This is a genomic window from Bradyrhizobium diversitatis (assembly GCF_016031635.1).
In the GTDB taxonomy this organism is placed as follows: Bacteria; Pseudomonadota; Alphaproteobacteria; order Rhizobiales; family Xanthobacteraceae; genus Bradyrhizobium; species Bradyrhizobium diversitatis.
In genome coordinates this window covers 256,923-280,758 of record NZ_JACEGD010000005.1, presented here as the reverse complement: position 1 = coordinate 280,758, position 23,836 = coordinate 256,923, and the positions used below count along the sequence as shown (strand labels likewise).

At 64.6% G+C, this 23,836-nt stretch carries 18 protein-coding genes; 11 read left to right on the top strand and 7 right to left on the bottom strand.

Annotation, left to right across the window (positions count from 1 at the left end):
* Positions 1-105: 105 nt before the first annotated feature.
* A complete protein-coding gene (locus H1B27_RS06685) occupies positions 106-3,477 on the top strand; it encodes a hybrid sensor histidine kinase/response regulator (RefSeq protein ID WP_197965435.1) in 3,372 nt (1,123 codons plus the stop codon).
* Complete coding sequence (locus H1B27_RS06680) at positions 3,467-4,387, top strand: response regulator (protein ID WP_061879795.1); 921 nt, start codon at positions 3,467-3,469, stop codon at positions 4,385-4,387. The genes H1B27_RS06685 and H1B27_RS06680 overlap by 11 nt, the downstream gene beginning before the upstream one ends.
* A 254-nt stretch (positions 4,388-4,641) precedes the next feature.
* Here H1B27_RS06680 and H1B27_RS06675 read toward each other — a convergent pair whose 3' ends face one another.
* Entirely contained in the window at positions 4,642-6,144 is a 1,503-nt protein-coding gene (locus H1B27_RS06675) for a flavin-containing monooxygenase (RefSeq protein ID WP_197965434.1), read from the bottom strand.
* Positions 6,145-6,270: 126 nt separating this feature from the next.
* Entirely contained in the window at positions 6,271-7,029 is a 759-nt protein-coding gene (locus tag H1B27_RS06670) for a S1 family peptidase (RefSeq protein WP_197965433.1), read from the bottom strand.
* 106 nt (positions 7,030-7,135) lie between these two features.
* Between H1B27_RS06670 and H1B27_RS06665 the strand changes: the two genes are divergently transcribed.
* Positions 7,136-7,771, top strand: coding sequence for an HAD-IA family hydrolase (locus H1B27_RS06665; RefSeq protein ID WP_197965432.1), 636 nt, complete (start codon positions 7,136-7,138; stop codon positions 7,769-7,771).
* 266 nt (positions 7,772-8,037) lie between these two features.
* Here the strand turns inward: H1B27_RS06665 and mtnA are convergent, their stop codons facing one another.
* The 3 genes from mtnA to H1B27_RS06650 all read right to left on the bottom strand — a co-directional run bounded on the left by mtnA (position 8,038) and on the right by H1B27_RS06650 (position 10,571).
* Positions 8,038-9,141 carry an S-methyl-5-thioribose-1-phosphate isomerase gene (gene mtnA / locus H1B27_RS06660; protein ID WP_197965431.1) on the bottom strand — a complete coding sequence of 368 codons (1,104 nt, stop codon included), beginning with the start codon at positions 9,139-9,141 and terminating at the stop codon, positions 8,038-8,040.
* Between the two features lie 18 nt (positions 9,142-9,159).
* Positions 9,160-10,035, bottom strand: a complete 876-nt coding sequence (locus tag H1B27_RS06655) for an S-methyl-5'-thioadenosine phosphorylase (RefSeq protein ID WP_197965430.1) — start codon at positions 10,033-10,035, stop codon at positions 9,160-9,162.
* A 263-nt stretch (positions 10,036-10,298) separates the two neighbouring features.
* On the bottom strand, positions 10,299-10,571 hold the full coding sequence (locus H1B27_RS06650) for a phosphopantetheine-binding protein (RefSeq protein ID WP_131874451.1): 273 nt from the start codon (positions 10,569-10,571) through the stop codon (positions 10,299-10,301).
* A 356-nt stretch (positions 10,572-10,927) separates the two neighbouring features.
* Here H1B27_RS06650 and H1B27_RS06645 point away from each other — a divergent pair, with 356 nt between their 5' ends.
* The 7 genes from H1B27_RS06645 (at position 10,928) to H1B27_RS06615 (ending at position 20,616) form a co-directional block, all read left to right on the top strand.
* On the top strand, positions 10,928-12,145 hold the full coding sequence (locus H1B27_RS06645) for an acyl-CoA dehydrogenase family protein (protein ID WP_061879801.1): 1,218 nt from the start codon (positions 10,928-10,930) through the stop codon (positions 12,143-12,145).
* Positions 12,146-12,201: 56 nt separating this feature from the next.
* Entirely contained in the window at positions 12,202-13,182 is a 981-nt protein-coding gene (locus H1B27_RS06640) for an amino acid--[acyl-carrier-protein] ligase (protein WP_061879802.1), read from the top strand.
* A gap of 36 nt (positions 13,183-13,218) precedes the next feature.
* A complete protein-coding gene (locus tag H1B27_RS06635; RefSeq protein ID WP_197965429.1) occupies positions 13,219-14,094 on the top strand; it encodes a GNAT family N-acetyltransferase in 876 nt (291 codons plus the stop codon).
* 330 nt (positions 14,095-14,424) lie between these two features.
* Positions 14,425-17,289, top strand: coding sequence for a PAS-domain containing protein (locus H1B27_RS06630; RefSeq protein ID WP_246515211.1), 2,865 nt, complete (start codon positions 14,425-14,427; stop codon positions 17,287-17,289).
* Positions 17,290-17,492: 203 nt separating this feature from the next.
* A complete protein-coding gene (locus H1B27_RS06625) occupies positions 17,493-18,470 on the top strand; it encodes a tripartite tricarboxylate transporter substrate binding protein (protein ID WP_197965427.1) in 978 nt (325 codons plus the stop codon).
* A 147-nt stretch (positions 18,471-18,617) separates the two neighbouring features.
* Positions 18,618-19,103, top strand: coding sequence for a tripartite tricarboxylate transporter TctB family protein (locus H1B27_RS06620; RefSeq protein WP_197965426.1), 486 nt, complete (start codon positions 18,618-18,620; stop codon positions 19,101-19,103).
* Between the two features lie 4 nt (positions 19,104-19,107).
* The gene (locus H1B27_RS06615) at positions 19,108-20,616 is read left to right on the top strand and encodes a tripartite tricarboxylate transporter permease (RefSeq protein ID WP_197965425.1); all 1,509 of its coding nucleotides are present in this window, start codon (positions 19,108-19,110) and stop codon (positions 20,614-20,616) included.
* Between the two features lie 97 nt (positions 20,617-20,713).
* On the opposite strand, the gene H1B27_RS06610 is transcribed toward H1B27_RS06615, so the two are convergent.
* The gene (locus tag H1B27_RS06610) at positions 20,714-22,408 is read right to left on the bottom strand and encodes a bifunctional diguanylate cyclase/phosphodiesterase (RefSeq protein WP_197965424.1); all 1,695 of its coding nucleotides are present in this window, start codon (positions 22,406-22,408) and stop codon (positions 20,714-20,716) included.
* Between the two features lie 221 nt (positions 22,409-22,629).
* On the opposite strand from H1B27_RS06610, the gene H1B27_RS06605 reads away from it, so the two are divergent.
* On the top strand, positions 22,630-22,890 hold the full coding sequence (locus H1B27_RS06605; protein ID WP_197965423.1) for a hypothetical protein: 261 nt from the start codon (positions 22,630-22,632) through the stop codon (positions 22,888-22,890).
* Positions 22,891-23,085: 195 nt separating this feature from the next.
* On the opposite strand, the gene H1B27_RS06600 is transcribed toward H1B27_RS06605, so the two are convergent.
* Positions 23,086-23,736 (bottom strand): hypothetical protein, encoded by a 651-nt coding sequence (locus H1B27_RS06600; RefSeq protein WP_197965422.1) that lies wholly within the window; start codon positions 23,734-23,736, stop codon positions 23,086-23,088.
* Between the last annotated feature and the right edge of the window lie 100 nt (positions 23,737-23,836).

The window sequence follows — 23,836 nt, the reverse complement described above, 5'->3', positions numbered from 1 at the left end:
CGCAAGCATACGCAAGATCGCGTATACTGCACCGCAAAATGCCGACGTAGGCTTCTGGTACGGAATTTGCGAGGGGTCCGGGTCCGTATCGGGAGTGGGGGTCCAGTGGCAGGGCGGCAGCGAATAGACCGCGTCAGGCGCCAGTACAACCAATGGGTCGCCAACCAGACTCTGGAAGACTACGCCCTGCGCTTCACCGCCAAGAGCGCACGCCGCTGGTCCGCCGCCCGCGTCGCCAATACGGCGCTGGGCGCGATCTCGTTCCTGGCAATGGAGGCGATCGGCGGCACCATCACGCTGAACTATGGCGTCACCAACGCGACTGCCGCCATCCTCGTGGTCTCGATCATCATCTTCTGCTGCGGGATGCCCATTGCGTATTATGCGGCCAAGTGCGGCATCGACATCGACCTGCTGACGCGGGGAGCCGGCTTCGGTTACATCGGCTCGACGGTCACCTCGCTGATCTACGCGTCCTTCACCTTCATCTTCTTTGCGATCGAAGCCGTGATCCTCGCGTCCGCGCTCGAAATGTGCTTCGGGATTCCGCGGCCGGTCGGCTATCTCATCAGCGCCGTCGTCATCATCCCACTGGTGGCCTACGGCATCACGCTGATCAGCCGCTTCCAATTGTGGACGCAACCGCTGTGGGTGATCCTTCACATCATTCCGTTCGCGGCGATCGCCTGGCACAACCCGCACTCCTTTGCGGAATGGCGCAAGTTCTCGGGCGAGCACGGCGATCTCAACGGACATTTCGATCTGTTGCTGTTCGGCGTTGCGGCCTCGGTGGTGTTTTCCCTGGTGGCGCAGATCGGCGAGCAGGTCGACTTCCTGCGCTTTCTCCCCCGCGACCGCCGCGCCTCGAGGGTTTCCTGGTGGATTGCGCTGATGAGCGCAGGACCGGGCTGGATCGTGCTCGGCGCGCTGAAGCTCCTGGCCGGCTCGTTTCTCGCCTTCTTTGCGCTTCGCCACGGCGTGCCGCCCGAGGAGGCCGCCGAGCCGGCGCATATGTATCTCGAAGCGTTCCGCTATGTGCTCTCGCAACCTGAGCTCGCACTGGCGTTGACCGGCACCTTCGTGATCCTGTCGCAGGTCAAGATCAACGTCACCAACGCCTATGCCGGCTCGATCGCCTGGTCGAACTTCTTCTCGCGTTTGACCCACAGCCATCCCGGGCGCGTGGTCTGGCTGGTCTTCAACGTCATCGTGGCACTGCTGTTGATGGAGATCGGCGTCTACAAGGCCCTGGAGCAGACGCTGGCGCTCTATTCGAACGTCGCGATCGCCTGGGTAGGCGCGCTGGTCGCCGATCTCGTCGTCAACAAGCCGCTTGGATTGCGACCGCAGCAGATCGAATTCAAGCGCGCGCATCTCTACGACGTCAATCCGGTCGGCGTCGGCGCAATGACGATCGCAACCATCGTCTCCACCAGCGCCTTTTACGGCCTGTTCGGACCTACCGCGAAGGCGCTGTCGGCCTTCATAGCACTCGCCGTGGCCTTCCTCGCCGCGCCGTTGATTGCCTGGGCCACGGACGGCAAGTACTACATCGCACGCAAGCCGAAGCGGAGCTGGCAGAACCTCGAGGCGATCCAGTGCTGTATCTGCGAGCACGCGTTCGAGCCGGAGGACATGGCCTCCTGCCCCGCCTACGCCGGCCCGATCTGCTCGCTCTGCTGTTCGCTGGACGCGCGCTGCCACGATCTCTGCAAGCCGCACGCTCGAATTCAGGCGCAGGTCTCGGAGACGCTGGGCAAGCTGATGCCGCAACCGATCTACGCCCGCATCAACTCGCAGCTCGGCCACTATATCGGCGTGTTCGTGGTCTCTGCGGGCCTCGTCGCGCTGGTGCTGGGCCTGATCTATCTGCAGACGTCGGCGAGCGTCCATGGCGAGAACGAGCTCGTCTCCGACGTGCTGTGGAAGGTGTTCTTCTCGCTCAGCATCATCATCGGCGTGGTTGCCTGGCTGTTCGTGCTGGCGCAGCAGAGCCGCCGCGCCGCCGAGGCCGAGACGCGGCGGCAGACCACGCTGCTGATCCAGGAGATCGACGCGCACAAGCGCACCGACGCCGAGCTCCAACGTGCCAAGGAGGTCGCCGAATCCGCCAATTTGGCCAAGAGCCGCTACGTGGTGGGCCTGAGCCATGAGCTGCGCTCGCCGCTGAACGCGATCAGCGGCTATGCCCAGCTGCTCGAGCAGGATACGACACTGGGCCCGAAGCCGCGCGACCAGGTCCGCGTCGTCCGCCGCAGCGCCGACCACCTGTCCGGCCTGATCGACGGCATCCTGGACATCTCCAAGATCGAGGCCGGGCGGCTGTATCTGTCGCGCGACGAGGTGCGCCTCGGCGAATTTCTCGAGCAGCTCGTCGGCATGTTCCGCCTTCAGGCCGCGGCCAAGGGCATCGATTTCGTGTTCAGGCGGCCGGCGTCGCTGCCGCTCGTGGTCTATGCGGACGAGAAGCGGCTGCGTCAGGTGCTGATCAACTTGCTTTCGAACGCCATCAAGTTCACCCAGTCAGGCAGCGTGCAGTTCGTCGTGCACTATCGCAGTCCCGTCGCCGAGTTCGAGGTGATCGACACCGGCCCGGGCATCCGGGGCGACGATCTCGAACGCATCTTCGCGCCTTTCGAACGCGGTGCGCTCGGCGTCTCGCAGCCGCAGACCGGCACCGGGCTCGGCCTGACCATCAGCCGCCTGCTCGCCGGCGTGATGGGCGGCGATATCAAGGTCACAAGCACGGTCGGCACCGGCTCAACGTTCAAGGTCAAGATCCTGCTCTCGGAGGTCACTAATCCGCAGCGCATCGCGCCGGTCGAGGCCCCGGTCTCCGGCTATCACGGCGCGCGCAAGACCATCCTCATCACCGACGACGACCCCGTGCATCGCGATCTCCTGCGCGAGGTGCTGACGCCGCTCGGTTTCATCCTGCTCAGCGCGCCGGACGGCGCCGGCTGCCTCGCGCTGGCACAGCATTGCCGGCCCGATCTGTTCCTGCTCGACATCTCGATGCCCGCCATGGACGGCTGGACCGTGGCCGAGGCCTTGCGCGCGAGCGGCCATCACCAGGCGCGCATCCTCATGGTGTCGGCAAGCGCGTTGGAGGCCCACGGCGCTCCGCTGGCGCAACCCTTCCACGACGGCTACCTGATGAAGCCGATCGACATCCCGCGGCTCCTGGAGACGATCCGCCAGCTGCTCAAGATCGAATGGCAATACGGTTCGGACGAGATCGCGGTGCCGTTCTGGCGTCCCGAGACCGGATCAAAGCCGCCGGTGCGGCACATCGAGGCGCTGATCGGGCTCGGCCAGATCGGCTATATCAAGGGCATCCAGTTGAAGCTGGACGAGATCGGCAGCGAGCATCCCGAGCATGCCGACTTCGTCGCGCAGATGCGGTCGCTGGTCGATCGCTTCGATCTCGACCAGTACATGGTCACATTGAAGACGTTGCACGCGTATGAACATTGAGTCGAAGAAGCGCGACGTCGCGCTCGTGGTCGATGACTCTCCGGAGACGCTGCGGCTGCTCACCGACGCGCTCGACGGCGCCGGCATGACGGTCATGGTGGCGCTCGACGGCGCCGCGGCGATGCGCATCATCGACCAGATCACGCCCGACATCATTCTGCTCGATGCCGTGATGCCCGGCATCGACGGCTTCGAGACCTGCCGCCGGCTCAAGCGCGATGCCGGTCTTGCCAACGTCCCCGTGATCTTCATGACGGGCCTTGCCGAGACCGAGCACATCGTGCGCGGGCTTGAAGCTGGCGGCGTCGACTACGTGACCAAGCCGATCGTGATCGAGGAAATGCTGGCGCGCATCCGCGTCCATCTCGGCAATGCCCGGCTAACCCAGAGCGCGCGCACCGCGCTCGACGTCTCCGGCCGGTTCCTGTTCGCGGTCAACCGCCAGGGCAACGTGCTGTGGGCGACGCCGCAGGCGCAGAAACTGCTGTCCGACCATCACGGCGCGCAGGCCGACGATTTCGTCCTGCCCCCGGCGCTGCTGCAATGGCTGGAGCAAGCCAAGGCCAAGGGCAGCTCGAAGTCGCAAGGCGCTTCCTTGCCAGACAACCCGCAACTTCGGCTCTTCTACATGGGGGAGACCGCGCCGAACGAGTTCCTGCTGCGGCTCTCCAGGGAATCCGGCACCGCTCTGCCACCCGAATTCACCAGCGAGCTCGGCCTCACCACCCGCGAGGGAGAGGTACTGGCCTGGCTCAGCAAGGGCAAGACCAACCGCGACATCGCGCAGATCTTGGGTCTCAGCCCGCGCACGGTCGACAAGCATCTCGAGCAGATCTACGCCAAGCTCGGCGTGGAGAACCGCACCGCCGCGGCCGCGATTGCCACGAATGCGACGCGGAGAAATTCGTGAGTGCGGTGCGAATGAGTTGGAACGCCGCTAGCCCAGCTGACAGTGTCGTCCCGGACAAGCGCGCCTCAAGCGCGCGCCGATCCGGGACCCATAACCACAGGGAGATGTTTGGCGAAGGCTCGGAGTAACCAGCTCGCTCCATAACCACTCCCTGTGGTTATGGGTCCCGGGTTCGCTTCGCGCCCCGGGACGACAGCGGAGTGTGTGGCGAGCGTCGCGCCGCCCTCGACGCGACCTCTCGCCTACGAACGTCCTCACCCATAGACGAACGCCTTGTCGTCCAGATCCGTCTTCGGGATCTCGTCCTTCTCGGTCCAGTAGTCCTGGCTGTGCTGCCATTCCGGCTTGTCGCCGCGCTTGGGCAAGAGGTCCATGTTGCGCATCATGTAGCCGGGGTTGAAGTTCTCCGGATCGATCCAGGGCAGGATCGGCATGTTGTGGTCCTCGGGACGCAGCTTCACCTCGACCTTCCTGGCGCCCTTCGCCTTCATGTGTCCGAGCAGCCGGCAGACGAAATCAGCGACGAGATCGACGCGCAGCGTCCAGCTGGCACGGAAGTAGCCGAACACCCAGACCATGTTGGGCACGCCGGTGAACATCATGCCGCGATAGGTGACGGTGTCGCCAAAAGCGAGCGGCTTGCCGTCGATCTCGAATTCGATATCGCCGAGCGCGGCGAGGTTGAACCCGGTCGCGGTGACGATGATGTCGGCCTCGAGCACCTTGCCCGATTTGAGCTGGATACCGTTCTCGACGAAGCATTCGATCTCGTCGGTCACGACCGAGGCCTTGCCGCTGGCGATGCCCTTGAACAAATCGGCATCCGGCACGAAGGCGATGCGCTGCCGCCACGGCCGGTACTTCGGCGTGAAGTGGGTCTCGACGTCGTAGTCGGGACCAAGGATGGCGCTGATCTGGCCGATCAGCTCCTTCTTGACCTGCTCGGGCTTGGACACGCAGAGCTTCGTGAACGCATCCTGCTCGAACAGGATCTTGCGCCGCACGATCTCGTGGATCCAGGTCTCATCGACCTGAAGCCGGCGCAATTCTTCCGCGATCTCGATGGCGTTGCGGCCCAGGCGGAAGTAAGTGGGCGAGCGCTGCAGCATGGTGACATGCGCGCATTGGTCCGCGATGTTCGGCACCAGCGTTGCCGCCGTCGCGCCCGAGCCGATCACGACGACCTTCTTGTTGGCGAGGTCGATATCATCGGGCCAGGTCTGGGGATGGACGATGCGGCCCTTGAAGCGGTCCATGCCCCTCCATTGCGGCGTGTAGCCTTCGGAATGGCGATAATAGCCCTGGCACATCCAGAGGAAGTTGGCGGTGAAGATCTTCGGCTCGCCGGTGTCGGTCGTCACCGCCTCGATGGTCCAGAGATTCTGCTCGCTCGACCAGCTCGCTGAATTGATCTTGTGCTTGTAGCGGATGTGCCGCGCGATACCGTTGTCGTCGATCACCTCTTTCATATAGGAGAGGATTTCCTCGGCGGTCGCGATCGGCGGGCCGACCCACGGCTTGAAGCTGTAGCCAAAGGTATGGAGATCGCTGTCGGAGCGAATGCCGGGATAGCGATGTGTGCTCCAGGTGCCGCCGAATGTTTCCTGCGTCTCCAGGATGACGTAGCTCGTGCCCGGAAGCTGCTTCTGGATGTGATAGGCGCTGCCGATGCCGGAGATGCCGGCGCCGACGATCAGCACGTCGAAATGTTGAGAAGCCTGTTTGGTCGTGGCGTGACTGCGAACAGCGACATTCATTGTTGTTTCTATGCCTTGCTTGTTTTTTGTGGCCGCCCTTGACCGGACGGCGCGTTTCCTCCGCGCCGGGCAGTTTCGCCCGCCGCGCTTCCGCTACAAAATGACATAGATCAAGTCGCGGTCAAATCACAGCGCCGCACCCCAGCTCCGCGCGGTCTGCAAAATCCAGTCGCGATAGAGCGTGAGCGGCGTGACGCCCGTCAATCCGCCGCAACCGGCGGCGCCGTTCGGCCCTGTCGACCAACTGATGAGCCCGACGAGCACGGGACCATTCGGCCTGTCCTCGAACACGGGGCCGCCGGAATCGCCGGTGCAGGCGCCAATTCCGTCGCGAACACCGTTGGTTACGGGATCAACCAGGCGAATCTGGAGCGTGCCGGGCTGCCCGGTCGTAACGAGGCCGGCCATGCGCGTCGTACCGCCGCTCTTGCCATCGCCGCGCACGGTGACGCCGATGCCGGCGATGACGAAGCGGCTGCCGACCCGTATCGGCATATTCGGCATGCCGACCGTCACCGTGGATTTTCCTTTGAGTGGAATTTCTAGCTGCAGCAGCGCCACATCGGCGGTGGCGCGATGCGCCTGCATTGCCTGGATGTTGAAGTTCGGATGGATCGCGATGGTGCGGACGTTCAGCAATTGCGGCTGGCCGTCCGCGCCGCGATCGACGATCTTGTAGCCGGCGCCGGGCTGCACGCAATGAGCGACTGTCAACACCAGCCTCGGGGCGATCAGGCTGCCGGTGCAGAAATTGCCCCGCGATCCGACGATGGTGACGACCGCACGCGCGATACCATCGGCCTGCGGCGTGCCGCCGCCGACGATGGCGTGGGCAGGCGTGGCGAGCAGCAGCGCTGCTGCGATGAACGTGGCGAGCTTCTTCATGGGAACACGCTTTGGCGTCAGCATCGGTGAAGGAGGGGGCTTCGGACTGGCTCTTGCCGATAGCGCATGCTAGCCCTCTTGGAAAGGAATTGACGAGGGCAGGACATTGACGATCGAGGCTGTGATCTTTGATTTTGGCGGCGTGCTGACGAGCTCACCATTCGAGGCGTTCACGCGGTTCGAGACCGAGCGCGGCCTGCCCATCGACATCATCCGGCGCACCAATGCCGCCAACCATCTGGAGAACGCCTGGGCCAGGTTCGAGCGGGCCGAGGTGGACATCGACACCTTCGACGAATTGTTCGCCGCCGAATCGCTCGCGCTTGGCGCGGAAGTGCGCGGCCGTGACGTGCTGCCGCTGCTGCAGGGCGATCTGCGCCCGGAGATGGTCGAGGCTCTGAAGCGCATCAAGGGGCAGTTCAAGACCGGCTGCATCACCAACAATTTGCCGGCGAACGCCATCGGCAGCCTGACAGGACGATCCCTCTACATCGCCGAAGTGATGGTGTTGTTCGATCACGTCATCGAATCCGCCAAGATCGGACTGCGCAAGCCTGACCCACGCATCTACCGGATGATGGTCGAGACGCTGAAGGTCGATCCGAACAATTGCGTCTATCTCGACGATCTCGGCGTCAACCTGAAACCCGCGCGCGAGATGGGGATGACGACGATCAAGGTGACGAGTGGGGCGCAGGCGATCGCGGAGCTCGAGAAGGCGACGGGGCTGAGGCTGGGGTAGACGCACGGCCAACTCCTCATCCTGAGGAGCGCGCCTTAAGGCGCGATGAGATCAGGATGAATCGTCATCGCACCTTAGGTTATTGTTCGAGCATGATCTTTTCGGAAAACCGCTGCACACTTTTCCGGATCATGCTCTAGCGCGCGTCTCGAAGGATGCAGGCCCGCCTGTGGCCCTCGCCCTTCGAGACGCCGCTTCGCGGCTCCTCAGGGTGAGGGAGAGAGACCGGCGTAAGCCGTCTCCGCAGACTCGTTATTGCGAGCTGGCTACTCCGCCGCAACGATCCGTTCCGGAAACGCCGCCGCCAGCGAGGCGCGATCCGGCTTGAGCACGCCGCGTTCGGTGATGAGGCCGGTGACAAGCCGCGCCGGCGTCACGTCAAACGCGTAGTTCGCGACCGGCGAGTTCTCCGGCACGATACGAACCGTCTCCAGCCTTCCGTCGGCGGTACGGCCGGTCATGTCGGTAACCTCCGTGCCGCTGCGCTGCTCGATCGGGATGTCGCGAATGCCGTCATGGACGGCGAAGTCGATCGTCGGCGACGGCAGCGCGACGTAGAACGGCACGCCATTGTCATGCGCCGCAAGTGCCTTCAGGTATGTGCCGATCTTGTTGCAGACGTCGCCGTTGGCGGCGACGCGGTCGGTGCCGACGATGGCAAGATCGACCATGCCGTGCTGCATCAGGTGTCCGCCGGTATTGTCCGGGATCACCGTGTGCGGCACCCCGTGATGGCCGAGCTCCCAGGCCGTGAGCGAAGCACCTTGATTGCGCGGCCGTGTCTCGTCGACCCAGACATGAACCTTGAGGCCGCGCTCATGCGCGAGATAGATCGGCGCCGTCGCCGTCCCCCAATCGACGGTGGCGAGCCAGCCGGCGTTGCAATGAGTGAGGACATTGACCGTCTCGCCCGGCTTCCTCGCCGCAATCGCCTCGATCAGCTTCAGACCGTTGCCGGCGATGCCGCGGTTGATCTCGACGTCCTGCTCGACGATCTCGTCGGCGCGCGCATAGGCCGCTTCCGCCCTTTCAAGGGGGTCGATCGGCGCGAGCGTCGCGCGCATCTCGTCCAGCGCCCATTTCAGATTGATCGCGGTCGGCCGCGCCACGACGAGCGTGTCATAGGCGCGCTTCAGGCCTGCATCCGAGGCATCCTCGCGCATCGCGAGCGCCATTCCATAAGCGGCAGTCGCGCCGATCAGCGGCGCGCCGCGCACCAGCATGTCGCGGATTGCGACGGCCGCGTCCTCGCAGGAGGTGAGGCGCGCAATAACGAATTCATGCGGCAACCTGCGCTGGTCGATCGCGCCGACCGACCAGCCGTCACGCTCGCGCCAGATGCTGCGGAAATGCTTGCCGTCGACCTTCATGGCATTCTGCCTTTCACATCACGCCCGCAGGATGCGCCCGGCCACCGCATCGAGCTTCTTCAGAAGCTCCGGGTCGCGCGCCTCCGGCGCCGTGATCAGCGCGGTGTCGAGCGCACGGTCCGAACCAATCGGGCATGGCTCGTGCTCGCGCGGAAAATCCCTTGCCAGCCGCGCCACCAGCGCCTTCGCCTTGTCGGCGTTCGAGGTCAGCACGCGGATGATGTCCTGAACGGTGACGGCGTCGTGATCGGGATGCCAGCAGTCGAAATCAGTCACCATCGCGACCGTGGCGTAGCAGATCTCCGCCTCGCGCGCGAGCTTGGCCTCGGGCATGTTGGTCATGCCGATCACGGAATAGCCTGATGTCTTGTAGGTCATGCTTTCCGCATAGGTGGAGAATTGGGGCCCCTCCATGCAGACATAGGTGCCGCCGCGCGCGACCGCGATGCCCTCGGCTTCGGCCGCCGCCGCGAGATGGATGCGCAGCCGCGGCGAGACCGGATGCGCCATCGACACATGCGCGACGCAGCCGCGGCCGAAGAACGAGCTCTCTCGCTTGTAGGTACGGTCAACGAACTGGTCGACGAGAACGAAAGTCCCGGGCGGCAGTTCCTCCCTGAAGGAGCCGCAGGCCGAGAGCGAGATCAGGTCGGTGACGCCGGCCCGCTTCAGCACGTCGATATTGGCGCGATAATTGATGTCGGAGGGGGACAGCCGGTGGCCCTTGTCATGCCGCGGCAGGAACACGATCGGCAGGCCGGCGATGGAGCCACGCCGCAACGGCGCAGACGGCTCGCCCCACGGGCTCTTGATCACCTCTTCGCGCGCACCCTCGAGGCCCGGGAGGTCATAGATGCCCGAGCCGCCGATGATACCCAATACCGCCTGCGTCATGCCTGCTCCAACCTGTACGCCATGTGTGACATGGTTAAGCTATGCCAGCTTTGCGGCGGTTTTGGAACGGGGCTGGAGGGGTGATGCCGATGGTGTGAGGGGCCAATGGCCGCACACTCGGTGTCGTCCCTGCGAACGCAGGGATCCATAACCACAGGCAAGGGTTTGGCGAAGATTTGTCGTTCGGTACTACGACCTCCAACGACAGATAGATTCCGCGGTATGGGTCCCTGCGTTCGCAGGGACGACACCGCTGGTCTTGACTAGGCCGCGGTCGCCGGCTGCAGCTGGGTCGCGATCATCCGCTCCAGCGTCTCGACGGACTGGAAATTCTCCGGCGTGATCTCGGATTGCGGGATGGTGAAATCGAACTCGGCCTCGACGCCGAGCATCAGATTGACCATGTCCATCGACGTCAGGCCGACATCAACGAGCTTGGCGGAAGAGGTGACGTCTGCGGTGAGCGAATTCTGTTCGAGGATGCCCTTCACCAGCTTGATGATGCGATTGCGCACGTCGGTATTGAAGGTCTGCATCGGCAAATTCCCATCTGTCTAACGAGGTGGGACCGGACTGCCGGCTACGATGGGCACGGCTTGCCGGTCCTGCAATGGGCGGCACCAATACTTCGCGTTTGTTAGTAAACGATGACTCAGATCGTCCGGAATTCAGGCTTCTTCCAGAGTCCTAACGCGATACCGGGAAATCCGGTGATGCAAACAACCCGGCCTTAACTGTTCATTCGGAATCGGGCTTTGTTTACCCTCTATTTGATCGACGAATTTGAATTAAATCCGTAGCCTCGTCTCACAAGCAAAGATGGCCGGAGGATCACCGGCGGCATCGCGAATGATGCCGGCGATCTCGAACGGCAAAACGGAGGCGGACGAGCATGAACGTGCGTGAAGCGGTCCTTACTGTCGACGAGATGCAGACGAGCTTCCTCGAGCAGGGTCCCTCCCTGATCGAGCGCGCCGCCCGGACCGCCGCCGCTGCTGCGGCCGACGCAGACGGGGTCGATCGCGACGCCCGTTTCCCGCACAAGGCGTTCGAGGTCGCACGCGAACAGAAGCTGCTCGGCGTGATGATCCCGGTCGAGTTCGGCGGCTTCGGCGCCTCGATTTATGACGTCACCGACATCTGCTACACGCTCGGACGCGCTTGCGCTTCCACGGCAATGATCTACGCGATGCACCAGACCAAGGTCGCCTGCATCATCAGGCACGGCCATGGCATTCCCTGGATGGAGACCATGATGCGCTGGGTCGCCCGCGACCAGTGGCTGCTCGCCTCCTCCACCACCGAAGGCCAGAACGGCGGCAACATCCGCGCCAGCGCTGCCGCGGTCGATCATGACGGCGACACCGTCTCGCTGGTGCGCGACGCCACCGTGATCTCCTATGGCGCCGAGGCCGACGGCCTCGTCACCATCGCCCGCCGCGCCACCGATGCCGCGGCTTCCGACCAGGTTCTGCTGGCCCTCGCCAAGGACGATTATTCGCTGAAGCGGACGCTGGGCTGGGAAACGCTCGGCATGCGCGGCACCTGCTCGACCGGTTTCGAGCTGAAGGTCGACTGCCCCGCTGACCGCGTCTTCCCCGAAGCCTACGACAAGATTCACGCCCAGACCATGACGCCGTTCGCGCATCTGTGCTGGTCGTCGGCCTGGGCCGGTATCGCCGCAGCTGCGGTGACCCGCGCGCAGGCCTTCATCCGCAAGGCGGCGCGCTCCTCGGGCGGACAAATGCCGCCGGCCGCGGCGCATTTCACCGCCGCCAAGATGTCGCTGGCCAAGCTACGCGCGCTGATCGCCGCCAACATCGATGCTTTCGCCGGCGCCGAGCATGACGAGCGTGCGCTCGCCTCGCTCGACTTCCAGTCCTCCATCACGCTGTTGAAAGTGCAGGCCTCCGAGCTCGCGGTCGAGACCGTGATGCATGCGATGCGCACCGCGGGTCTTTCCGGCTACCGCAACGACGGCGAGTTCACCATGGGTCGCCACCTGCGCGACGTGCTGTCGTCGCCGATCATGATCAACAACGACCGCATCCTGGCCAACGCCGCGACGTCGACGCTGATGAGCGGGGTGCCGACGAGCCTTCGCGACTGAAATGCCTCGGCGACTGAATCAACAAGAATAATTTTGAGATAGCAGGACATCGAAACATGAATATTGCCGTCCTCCCCAACTCGCCCGCCACCGCCCCGCAGATGATCGATCCGCTCGATCATCTCGCCGACAAGCTGTTCCACCGCATGGGGGCCGACGGCGTCTACGCCCGCACCGCACTCTATGAGGGGATCGTCGAGAAGCTCGCCGCGCTGATCACCAGCCATCGCGAGACCGGCACCGAGGTGATGCGCTTCCCGCCGGTCATGAGCCGCGCCCAGCTGGAGAAGTCCGGCTATCTCAAGAGCTTTCCTAACCTGCTCGGCTGCGTCTGCGGCCTGCACGGCACCGAGCGCGAGATCAATGCCGCGGTGAGCCGCTTCGATGCCGGCGGCGACTGGACATCTTCGCTTTCGCCGGCTGACCTCGTGCTGTCACCGGCCGCCTGCTATCCGGTCTACCCGATCGCGGCGAGCCGTGGCCAGTTGCCGAAGGGCGGCCTGCGCTTCGACGTCGCGGCCGATTGCTTCCGCCGCGAGCCGTCGAAGCATCTCGATCGTCTGCAATCGTTCCGGATGCGCGAATATGTCTGCATTGGCAGCCCCGAGGACGTCGCCGACTTCCGTGAGCGCTGGATGGTGCGCGCGCAGGCGATCGCTCGCGATCTCGGCCTCACCTTCCGCGTCGACTATGCCAGCGATCCGTTCTTCGGCCGCGTCGGCCAGATGAAGGCGGTGAGCCAGAAGCAGCAGCAGCTCAAGTTCGAGCTGCTGATCCCGCTGCGCTCGGAAGAGCAGCCGACCGCCTGCATGAGCTTCAACTATCACCGCGAGCATTTCGGCACGACCTGGGGAATCCAGGACGCCGATGGCGAGCCGGCCCATACCGGCTGCGTTGCCTTCGGCATGGACCGCCTGGCCGTCGCCATGTTCCACACCCACGGCACCGATCTTTCCGCCTGGCCGGCGAAGGTGCGGGACGTCCTGGGCTTGCAGCCGCATGTCGCGGCCGAGGCTCATGGCGAAGGCTGGCGCTAAGGTAAGAGGTCGACCATTTCCACGGGCAAGACGAGCGTGATCCATACCAAGGTCCGATGCCGCGAGATCACCGAGTCCGACGTCGACAGGATCGCGGACTTGCTGACGCGCGGCTTCGTAGGGCGCTCGCGCGAATACTGGGTTGAGGGCCTGCGCCGGCAGGCCTTCCGGCCCGTGCCGGAGCGCTATCCGCGCTTCGGCTACATGCTCGACGACGACGGCACGCCGGTCGGCGTGCTGCTCTTGATCTACACGGCGCGCAAGGACGGCGAAGAGACCGCCATCCGATGCAACCTGTCGAGCTGGTATGTCGATCCGGCCTACCGCAACTACGCCCCGCTGCTGACCAAGATCGCCCAGCGGCACAAGGACGTCACTTATTTCAACATCAGCCCGGCGCCGTGGACCTGGCCGATCATCGAGACGCAGGGCTTTCGCGCCTATTGCCGCGGCATATTCTTCTCGGTCCCCGCGCTGTCGCACGCGCCGCGCTGGAGCGAGATCGAGGTCATCGCGCCGCATGCCAAAGAGATCGAGGGGCTTTCCGACACCGAGACCGAGCTCCTGACACGGCATGCGCGCTACAATTGCCTCAGCCTCGTCTGCCGCACGCCGAAGGGAACGTTCCCCTTCATCCTGCAACCGGTTCGCATCCGCCGCGGCTTTATCGCACCGCCCGCGATGAAGCTGATCTATTGCCGAAGTGCCGGGGAATATGCCGAATGCGCCGGCCGCATCGGCCGGTTGCTGCTGCGGCTCGGCAAGGTCTCGGTGGCCGTCGATGCCAATGGCCCGATTCCCGGCCTCGTCGGCATCTACACCGAGCGGCGCGGCCGTAAATACTTCAAGGGCCCGCACCGGCCACAGCTCGGCGATCTGACGGATACGGAGCTCGTGCTGTACGGGCCATAGTTAGACCTAGAGCCAACAGTCCAGCACCGTCATCCTGAGGTGCTCACCGCGCGCAGCGTGGTGAGCCTCGAAGGGTGAACGGCCGGGATGCAGCCGGGCCGTCGCCCTTCGAGGCCTCCGCTTCGCTCCGGCACCTCAGGATGACGGTGACAGTTTGGTGCCTGAGGTAGGGCTCCACCGTGCAGATCGCGGCACATACATCTTCACCATCGCCGGTCACCCTCCGTAAACTAACGCGCTTAAGGGAATTTTCCGGCCTCTTCGCTACCCTCGGCCGCTGAATTAAGTTGCTTTAAGTCTATTGCCTGCCGAGGTCCCGCCGAGCCCATGATGTCGACCCGCGACAACGAGCCTGGTGTACGCCGCGAGCAGGGCCCGGACGCCCTGGTCGTCCTGAGCCAGCTTGCGCTCGACCACATGGAGCAGGGCGTCTGCGTCTACGACGCCGACAACCGGATCGTGCTGGTGAACCAGCGCTACCTCACGCTGTTCGACATGTCGGCCGACATCGTGCGGGTCGGCACGAGCTATCGTGAGGTGCTCAAGCACAGCGCGAGGCGCGGCAACTTTCCGCAAGACGAGCTCGACGCGTTGTATTCGGCGCGGATCGCGGAGATCGCCGCCGGCAAGCCGTTCCGGACCGAGCAGCGGCTTGCAAACGGCCTCGTCATGTCGCTCGAGCTGAAGCCGCTCCCCGGCGGCGGCTGGATGACGATCTGCGACGATGTCAGCCGCCTCGCCCGGCTCGAAGCGGAATTGAGCCTGCAGACCGAGCGGAGCCAGCACGCGCTCGCCAACATGTCGCATGGCCTCATCATGTACGACGTCGACAGCCGCGTCGTCCTCTGCAACGAACGGTTCCTGAAGCTCTACGATCTCGATCCCGAAATCGTGAAGCCGGGTGTCCCGCATTGTGCGGTGATCGAGCACTGGATGTCGCGCGGCAACCTGCCGGGCATGTCGAACGACGAATTTTACGAAAGCCGGATAGAAGATGTGCGCCGCAGGAAGGCGAAAACCCTGCTGGTTATGCGTTACGACGGACGGATGGTCCAGGCGGTCTCCCGCTTCCTGCCCGACGGCGGCTGGGTGACGGTGCACGAGGACGTCACGGAGCGGCTGCAATACGAGGAAACGCTGAGGCAGCAGAACTTCATCCTCGATGCGGCGCTGGAGAATATGGCGCACGGGCTCGCCTTTTACGACAGCGACATGCGCCTTCGGGTCTGCAACACCACCTACCGCAAGTTCTACCGGCTGTCGCCGGAGGAGACCAGGCCCGGCACGCATCTCGCCGAGCTGATCGAGCGTTCGATGGCGAAGGGCGCATTCTCCTCCGAATACAGTCCGCAACAGCTCCTCGAAGCCGCCTGCACGAGCATTGCGAAGCGCGATTCCTCGCCAATGCGCCGGCGCATGGCGAACGACGCCGTGGTGTCGGTACGCTACTGCGCGCTCGCCGAGGGCGGCTTCGTCGCCACCTATGAGGACATCACCGAGCGCGAGCACGCGGTCGAGGAGCTGAGCGAGCAATATCGGCGATTCGACGCTGCACTGAACAACATGAGCCAGGGCCTGTGCATGCTCGATTCGAGCCTGCGCGTGATCGTCTGCAACCGCCGTTATCTCGAAATGTACGGACTGTCGCCGGAGATCGTGAAGCCCGGCGTCTCGATGCGAGAGATCATGGAATACGGCTGCGAGCTCGGCATCCATCCGAACATGACCGGCGCCAGGCTCTATGCCGACTATGTCGAGAGGTTGCGCGAGGGCGAGCACACGTTGCACCGGCACTTGAGCGACGGCCGCATCATCAAGCTCAATCACAAGCGGATGGAGCACGGCGGCTGGGTCGTCACCTACGAGGACGTCACCGAGCGTCACAAGGCCCAGGCCCGGGTGGCGCATATGGCACAGCACGATTCGCTCACCGACCTGCCCAACCGCACGCTGTTCCGCGAGAAGATGGACGAAGGACTGAACCAGGTCGCGATCGCCGGCGGCGCCATGGCTGTGCTGTGCTTCGACCTCGACAACTTCAAGACCGTCAACGATCGTCTCGGCCATGCCGCAGGCGACCGCCTGCTGCGCTGGGTCGCAGCGCGCCTGAAGGAGAACGTCGGCGAGCACGATACCGTCGCCCGCCTCGGCGGCGACGAGTTCGCCATCCTCCAGCGCGGACCGCAGCCGCAATCGGCCGAGGAGCTCGCCCGCCGCCTCGTCGACATCATCGGTCATCCGCCGCCGCTGGAGAGCCAGTCGATCCATGTCGGCGTCTCCGTCGGCATCGCGATCGCACCCGATCACGGGCTCGACGCCGACGAGCTGATGAAATGCGCCGACCTCGCGCTGTACCAGGCCAAGGCCAGGGGGCGCGGAGCCTATCAGCTGTTCGAGCCCGAGATGGAGGAAGAGGCACGCAGCCGGCACGCGCTGGAGCAGGATCTGGTTGGCGCGCTGGAAGGATGTGAATTCCACCTGGTGTTCCAGCCGCAGATGCGGCTCGATTCCTGCGAGCTCACCGGCTTCGAGGCACTGCTGCGCTGGAAACATCCCTCGCGCCGCTTCGTCTCTCCGGTCCAGTTCATTCCGATTGCGGAGGAGAACGGGCTGATCGTACCGATCGGCGAATGGGTGCTGCGCACGGCCTGCGCGGCCGCCGCGTCCTGGCCCGATGTCACCGTCGCGGTGAACCTGTCGCCGGTACAGTTCCGCGCGCGCGGGCTGGTGGCGATGGTCACGAGCGCGCTTGCGGAAGCCGGCCTGCCTCCGCAACGGCTCGAGCTCGAGGTCACGGAGACGGCGCTGCTTGATGACAGCGAGGCGACGATCGGGATCCTGCACCAGCTCCGCACGTTAGGGGTGCGCGTCAGCCTCGACGATTTCGGCGTCGGCTATTCCTCGCTGAGCTATTTGCGCAAGTTTCCCTTCGACCGCATCAAGATCGACCGCTCCTTCGTCGGCACGCTCGGCGAAAGCCCGGAGAGCGTTGCCATCGTCCGAACGATCGCAAGCCTCGGCTCCGTGCTCGGCGTCGAGACCACGGCGGAGGGGGTGGAGACCGAGGAGCAGCTCGATTTCGTTCGCGAGTGCGGCTGCACTGCCGTGCAGGGCTATTATTTCGGCAAGCCGTGTCTCGCATCGGAGGTCGGCCGCACCATCGAGAGGCTGAACATGGTCCGGCGCGTGGCCTGACGGCTTCGTCTCCTCAAATTCCGTCTCTCGGCACGCGGCCGAACGACGAATTGTCGCATGTGCCGGTTCTGCCGACATGGCCCAACTGATCGCCGCGCGCGGTCCGCGCAATGCGCTTTTCTTCTCCCTCGATTTCAGGAACAATCGTCTCACAAGAACAAGAGGCGGCGGCCAAAAGGGGCCGCTGCGAGGGAGGCGTTTCGATGTCAGGATACGGGCTGAAGACGATCGCATTTGCCGCGGCGCACGCTGTCATGGGCGCATTGCTCTCCACGGCCGCCATTGCGCAGGACTATCCCACCAAGCCGATCACGCTGATCGTGCCGTGGCCGGCCGGCGGATCGACCGATATCTCGATGCGCGCGATTGCCGACAGCGCCTCGAAGATCCTGGGTCAGCCGATCGTCATCGACAACAAGGCCGGCGGCGGCGGCACGGTGGGACCGGCGACCATGGCGGCGGCCGCGAAGCCTGACGGCTATACCATCTCGCAGATCCCGATCACGGTGTTCCGCCTGCCGCTGATGCAGGAGGTTTCGTGGGATCCGGCAAAGGACTTCAGCTACATCGTCCATCTTACCGGCTACACCTTTGGCGTGACGACCAGTGCGGAGTCGCAGTTCAAGAGCTGGAAGGACGTGGTGGAGTTCGCCAAGGCCAACCCGGGCAAGGTGACCTACGCCACGCCGGGCGCTGGCACTTCGCTGCATATCGGCATGGAGCAGATCGCGGGAATGGCCGGCATCAAGCTGACGCAGGTGCCGTTCAAGGGAGGTGCAGAGACCAATGCCGCCGTGCTCGGTCAGCACACCATGCTTCAGGCGGATTCCACGGGATGGCGGCCTCTGGTGGACGCCGGCAAGCTACGGCTGCTGATGGTGTGGACCGGCGCCCGCTCGCCGAACTATCCCGATGTGCCGACGCTGAAGGAGCTCGGCTATCCCATGGTCTATGATTCCCCGTTCGGCATCGCCGGCCCGAAGGGCATGGATCCCAAGATCGTCGCCAAGCTGCACGATGCCTTCAAGAAGGCGCTCGAGGACCCCGCGGTGATCGCGACACTCGCCAAATACGACATGGTGCCGAACTACAAGACCACTGAGGACTACAAGAAGTTCGTCGTCGAAGTCACCGAGTCCGAGCGCAAGGTGATCGAGACACTGGGGCTTGCGAAGAAGTAGCTGGCCTCGCCACAGATGCCGGCGTCGTCTTGAAGTGCGGACCGCACTTGCGGCTCGCCTCGAAGGATGGATCAGGGCACCGTCGCCCTTCGAGGGCCGCTGAAGAAGCGGCCACCTCAGGATGACGGTGATCGAGAGGTGCTTCAAATGAACAACGACCGAAACGTCAAGCTCCGCCTCAGCAATTCCGAGCTCTGGGGCGGACTGATCGGGCTCGCGCTTGGCGGCTTCGTGATCTGGTCAGGCTTGAAGCTCAGGCTCGGCACCATCAACGATCCCGGCTCCGGCTACGTGCTGTTCTATACGGGCATCCTGATGTGCGTGTTCGCAGGCGCCATCATCCTCTCGGCGGTCACCGAGGGCGGTCCGACACTGGCCTCGCGCTGGGAGAATGTGCGCTGGAGCAAGCCGCTTCTCGTCATCGCCTGCCTCACCGCATTCTCGTTCGCGCTGGAGCCGCTCGGATTCCTGTTGTCGTCGATCCCGCTGATGCTGCTGCTGTTGCGGCTGATCGATCCCGTGCGCTGGACGTTGGCGATCCCAATCGCCGTGCTGGTGCCATCAGGCATGTGGTGGGTGCTCAAGCGGCTGCTGTTGATCCAGTTGCCCTCAGGCCTGTTCGGGATCGGTTGATCGCATGGATACGCTTGTCAATGTGGCCCATGGATTCGGCGTCGCGCTGCTGCCGATCAACCTGCTCTACTGCTTCATCGGCGTCTTCATCGGCACGCTGGTCGGCGTGTTGCCGGGCATCGGGCCGATCTCGGCCATGTCGCTGCTGCTGCCCGTGACGCTGTCGGGGACGCCGGAATCCGGCATCATCATGATGGCCGGCATCTATTACGGCTCGATGTATGGCGGCTCGACCACCTCGATCCTGGTCAACATCCCGGGCGAGGCCGCCTCCGTCGTCACCTGCATCGACGGCCACCAAATGGCGAAGCAGGGCCGTGCGGGCCCCGCCCTCGGCATCTCCGCTTTCGGCTCCTTCGCCGCGGGCACGTTTGCGCTGATCGCCCTGATGCTGGTGGCACCGAAGCTTGCCAGCATTGCCATCGCCTTCGGCCCGGCCGAGTATTTCAGCCTGATGGTGCTCGGCCTCGTCGTGCTCACCTTCCTCACCCAGGGATCGATGCCGAAGGCGCTGCTGATGGCGTGCATCGGTGTCGTGCTCGGGCTGGTCGGGCTCGACAGCATCACCGCGCAGCCGCGGCTGACCTTCGGCCGCATGGAATTGATCGACGGCATCGGCCTCGTGCCCGTCGTGATGGGCCTGTTCGGCGTCGCCGAGGTGCTGCTCAACACCGAGCAGGTCATCAAGCGCGACATCATCAACACCAGGATCACCCATCTCCTGCCCAGCAAGGATGACTGGAAGGCGAGCGCAGGTCCGGTCGGCCGCGGCACGATCCTCGGCTTCTTCCTCGGCATCCTGCCGGGCGGCGGCGCGGTAGTGGCGTCATTCGCCTCCTACGCGCTGGAGAAGCGGCTGTCGAAGACGCCCGAGCGTTTCGGGCATGGCGCGATCGAAGGCGTCGCGGGACCGGAATCGGCGAACAATGCCGCGGCGGGCGGGGCCTTCATTCCGCTGATGACGCTCGGCATTCCGCCGAATGTCGTGATGGCGCTGCTGCTCGGGGCCTTCGTCATTCACGGCCTGCAGCCGGGACCGCTGCTGATCACGCAGAATCCAGGCCTGTTCTGGGGCATCGTCGCCAGCATGTATATCGGCAACGTCATGCTGCTGATCCTGAACCTGCCGATGATCGGCATGTGGGTGCAGCTGCTCAAGCTGCCCTACAACATCCTGTTTCCCCTGATTATCCTGTTCACGATCATCGGCGTCTATTGCTCGAGCAACAACGTGTTCGACGTCCATGTGATGATCGCGTTCGGGATCATCGGCTATTTCATGCGCAAGCTCGGCTATGAGCCGGCGCCGCTGGTGCTCGCCTTCGTGCTGGGGCCGATGATGGAGAACAACCTGCGCAAGTCGCTGATCCTGTCGCAGGGCGATCTCTGGACCTTCGTGCAGCGGCCGATCTCGGGAGTGTGCCTGACGCTGGCGCTCGTGCTGCTGATCGCGCCGCTGCTGCCGTCGCTGCGCAAGAAGCGCGAGCTGGTGGCGCTGGATGAGGGGGCGTGATCGTAGGGTGGGTTAGCGAAGCGTAACCCACCTCTTCTGTCTTTGCGGATGTGAACAGTGGTGGGTTACGCCTTCGGCTAACCCACCCTACTAATTCTCAGCCCGCCGCGGGCAGCGCATTATCCGGCGGCGCGCCCCACGGCCGGTCCGCAGAAGCCAGCCCGATCAGGCGGCCCTGGATGTAGTCGCAGCCCCACTCACGCAGCATGCCTGCGGCTTCCTCGTCCTGCACCCATTCAGCGACCGTCTTGATGTCGAGGCGGCGCGCGAGGTCGATCAAGGTCTGCACGAAGGCGCGGTCGTCGGCGGAGCGGGTGACGTTCTGCACGAAGGCGCCGTCGATCTTCACGATGTCGACGCCGAGCTTGCGCAGGTTTCGGAACGAGGTGTAGCCAGCGCCGAAATCGTCGATGGCGATGCGGCTGCCGAAATTCTTCAGCCGCGTGACGAAGCCGCGGACATCGTCGATGTCCTGGATCGCGACCGTCTCCGTGATCTCGACGATCAGCCGCTCGGCAACGCCGGGATGCGCCAGCATCAGCGACTCGATCCCGGCCCACCAGTCCGGATCCATCGTCGTATCGGGCGAGATGTTGAGGCTGAGGCAGATGTCGGGCGCAGCGGCCAGTTCGGCGACCACGAGCTCGAGCACGCGGTGGTCGACCAGGCGGATCAGGCCGAGCCGCTCGGCGACCGGCACGATGTCGGGCGCGAGCAGCACCTGGCCATCGCCCTGGTCCATCCGCACCAGGCACTCGTGGAAGGCGCGTTCGCGCGAGCTGGCCGAGACCACCGGCTCATAGGCAAGCTTGATGCGGCGTTCGTTCAGCGCGGTGACGATCTCGTCGGTGACGCGGATGTTGACCCGGCGCTGAGCGTCGCGCGCGGCGTCCGGGCGCCACGCGGCGAACGAGCCGGCGCGGCGGCGCTTTGCGGCATCCAGCGTTTCATGGGCGCGGTTGACCGCTTCATCGGTGTTGCGGGCATAGCGCGGCAGGCTGACCGCGCCGATCGAGGCGGTGACCGAGACCGGGCCGGATTTCGTCGGCACCACCTCGTCGCGGATGCCGGTGAGGAAGCGCTCTGCGGCGACGTTCATGTCGTCGACGGTACAGTTCTTCAGGATCAGGCCGAACTTGTTGCCGGAGAAGCGCCCGAGCACGTCGCCGCCGCGCAGGCGCGAACGAATGCGCTTGGCGACATCCAGGATCACGGCGTCGGCGACGTCGAAGCCGAAGGCGTCGTTGACGCGGGCGAGATGATCGATCCCGACCAGCATGAAGGCCGCGGTCGAGCGGAAGCGGGACGTCTCCTCGATCGCCTCGGCCAGTGCCGCCAGCAGATGGGAGCGGTTGAGCTCGCCGGTCAGGGGATCGAGCCGGGCCAGCTTGGCCAGTTCCTCGTCGCGGGCGTGGCGCTCATTGTTGATGCGGACGGAGCCGATCGCACGTGTGGGGCGACCATCGGGGCCCGCGAACCAGCGGCCGGTCTCCTCGACCCAGATCACGGGATCGGAGGCGCTCATGCGCACGCCGTATTCGACCCGGTAAGGCGTACCGCCGGCGCCGTGCACGGCGGAGGTCTGCGCCAGGGCCGCGGTCCGCAGCGTTTGCGCGGGCTCGATCAGCTTGGCGAATTCGGCGCCGGTCGCGAGCCGCTCGGCCGGGATGCCGGGAAAGATGCTGGCGACCTGCTCACCCCAGACGATGGCATCGCTGGCGATGTCCCAGGCTAACACGGCCTGGCCGAGCGCGGCGAGGATGTCGGAGGCTTGTGGCAATGCGGGAGTCAAAATCGCCTCGTTCTGGGACAGTGGAGAAGTCCTGAGCCGGCACAGGATAGAGCCAGATTCGTCCCCGACCCTAGGCAAAGTTGATAAACAATTTGGAAACCACGTTTCCCGGGCGTGGGGAACCAAACGGACCCGGGCGGCATAGGCCTTGCGAGTACAGGACTCGCACCGGCGCCTGCGTCCCGAAACGCGACAATCTCGCCGGATCAACGGTGATTGCGATGTTGAGTACCGATCGATCGGACGCGGCTGAGAACGGCGCAGGCACAGCCCTGGTGCCGCTGATGCCGACGTTGCAGTGGGTTCACAAGGCGCCGCTGCCCCGCCCCGATCCGAGCTTCGTCACCCAGCTCATCGCCAACGCCGAACATCTGTCCCAGACCAGCCGGCTCCGCCGGGCCTCTTCCGAAGACGCGAGGACGGCCTATGGCAGCAAGCGCCCGCTCGGAACCGTCAGCGCTCGCACGCGTCAGGTGGCTTGAGATTGATTTGAAGTGAGACGACCGTCTTCGCCTCTCCCCGCTTGCGGGGAGAGGCCGGAATGCGCGCGCAGCGCGGATTCCGGGTGAGGGGGACTCTCCTCGAATCCAACTCTCACCGCCCCTGCGGAGACTCCCCCTCACCCCAACCCTCTCCCCGCAAGCGGGGCGAGGGAGCGCACCGCCGACGCGGCAAGATCAGCGCTGCGGTGTATCCGGCGACGACGGCGTGCCGTTCCCCGGCTGCAGCTGCGGCGAGGGAATTTCCGGCGAAGGCGCCTGCGCCGGCTTTGGCGCGGGATGATCCATCAGCACCGATTCCGCGACGGACTGCGCCGAGGGGGCGGGCGGCGCTGAGGGGGCCGGCTGCGGTGCAATCACCGGCTCGAACCTGGAAGCGGCCTCCGCATCGTCCGCCGGCGCTTCACCTCTGCGCTTGGCCTTGCGTGGCGCCGGCACCGTCGTCTCGGCGACATAGGTGACGCGGCGACGCGTGCGCTGGGCAATGCCAGCGAAGAAGTCCGCCATCGCCAGCAGCACCAGCAGGAAAAAGGTGGAGTTGCCGAATTTGGGCCACATCACGAATTCGGCTGCGGCCGCTCCGAAGACGATCAGCGACAGCAAATGATCCATCAGGAATTTCGAGCCCGGCCGCGCGCCCTTGACCACCTCGAGCAGCAGCAGCACCACGCCGAGCGCGAGCAGCAGATCGGCGAGCGTGACCGGCCAGCTCTCGCCCGTGATCATCGGCACATTGAACAGCACGTCCGAGAAGGACACGCTGGGCATCAGGAAGGCGATGATGTTGTAGACCGCGAGCGGAATCAGAAGCAGCGGGAAACCGACCATCGGCGAGATGCCTTCTCGATCAAGATATCCGGACAGAGCAATGCAGCGGCGAAGCATTTGCCCCGCCGCCGTCACCGTCTAGCTCATGGGTTGGCCGAAA

Excerpts from the sequence above, each read along its gene's own strand:
- H1B27_RS06675 (WP_197965434.1), bottom strand. The coding sequence starts at position 6,144 with ATGAATGTCGCTGTTCGCAGTCACGCCACGACCAAACAGGCTTCTCAA.
- H1B27_RS06650 (WP_131874451.1), bottom strand. The coding sequence starts at position 10,571 with ATGCAGACCTTCAATACCGACGTGCGCAATCGCATCATCAAGCTGGTG.
- H1B27_RS06630 (WP_246515211.1), top strand. The coding sequence starts at position 14,425 with ATGTCGACCCGCGACAACGAGCCTGGTGTACGCCGCGAGCAGGGCCCG.
- H1B27_RS06680 (WP_061879795.1), top strand. The coding sequence starts at position 3,467 with ATGAACATTGAGTCGAAGAAGCGCGACGTCGCGCTCGTGGTCGATGAC.
- H1B27_RS06620 (WP_197965426.1), top strand. The coding sequence starts at position 18,618 with ATGAACAACGACCGAAACGTCAAGCTCCGCCTCAGCAATTCCGAGCTC.
- H1B27_RS06640 (WP_061879802.1), top strand. The coding sequence starts at position 12,202 with ATGAATATTGCCGTCCTCCCCAACTCGCCCGCCACCGCCCCGCAGATG.
- H1B27_RS06645 (WP_061879801.1), top strand. The coding sequence starts at position 10,928 with ATGAACGTGCGTGAAGCGGTCCTTACTGTCGACGAGATGCAGACGAGC.
- mtnA (WP_197965431.1), bottom strand. The coding sequence starts at position 9,141 with ATGAAGGTCGACGGCAAGCATTTCCGCAGCATCTGGCGCGAGCGTGAC.
- H1B27_RS06625 (WP_197965427.1), top strand. The coding sequence starts at position 17,493 with ATGTCAGGATACGGGCTGAAGACGATCGCATTTGCCGCGGCGCACGCT.
- H1B27_RS06605 (WP_197965423.1), top strand. The coding sequence starts at position 22,630 with ATGTTGAGTACCGATCGATCGGACGCGGCTGAGAACGGCGCAGGCACA.
- H1B27_RS06655 (WP_197965430.1), bottom strand. The coding sequence starts at position 10,035 with ATGACGCAGGCGGTATTGGGTATCATCGGCGGCTCGGGCATCTATGAC.
- H1B27_RS06615 (WP_197965425.1), top strand. The coding sequence starts at position 19,108 with ATGGATACGCTTGTCAATGTGGCCCATGGATTCGGCGTCGCGCTGCTG.
- H1B27_RS06670 (WP_197965433.1), bottom strand. The coding sequence starts at position 7,029 with ATGAAGAAGCTCGCCACGTTCATCGCAGCAGCGCTGCTGCTCGCCACG.
- H1B27_RS06600 (WP_197965422.1), bottom strand. The coding sequence starts at position 23,736 with ATGGTCGGTTTCCCGCTGCTTCTGATTCCGCTCGCGGTCTACAACATC.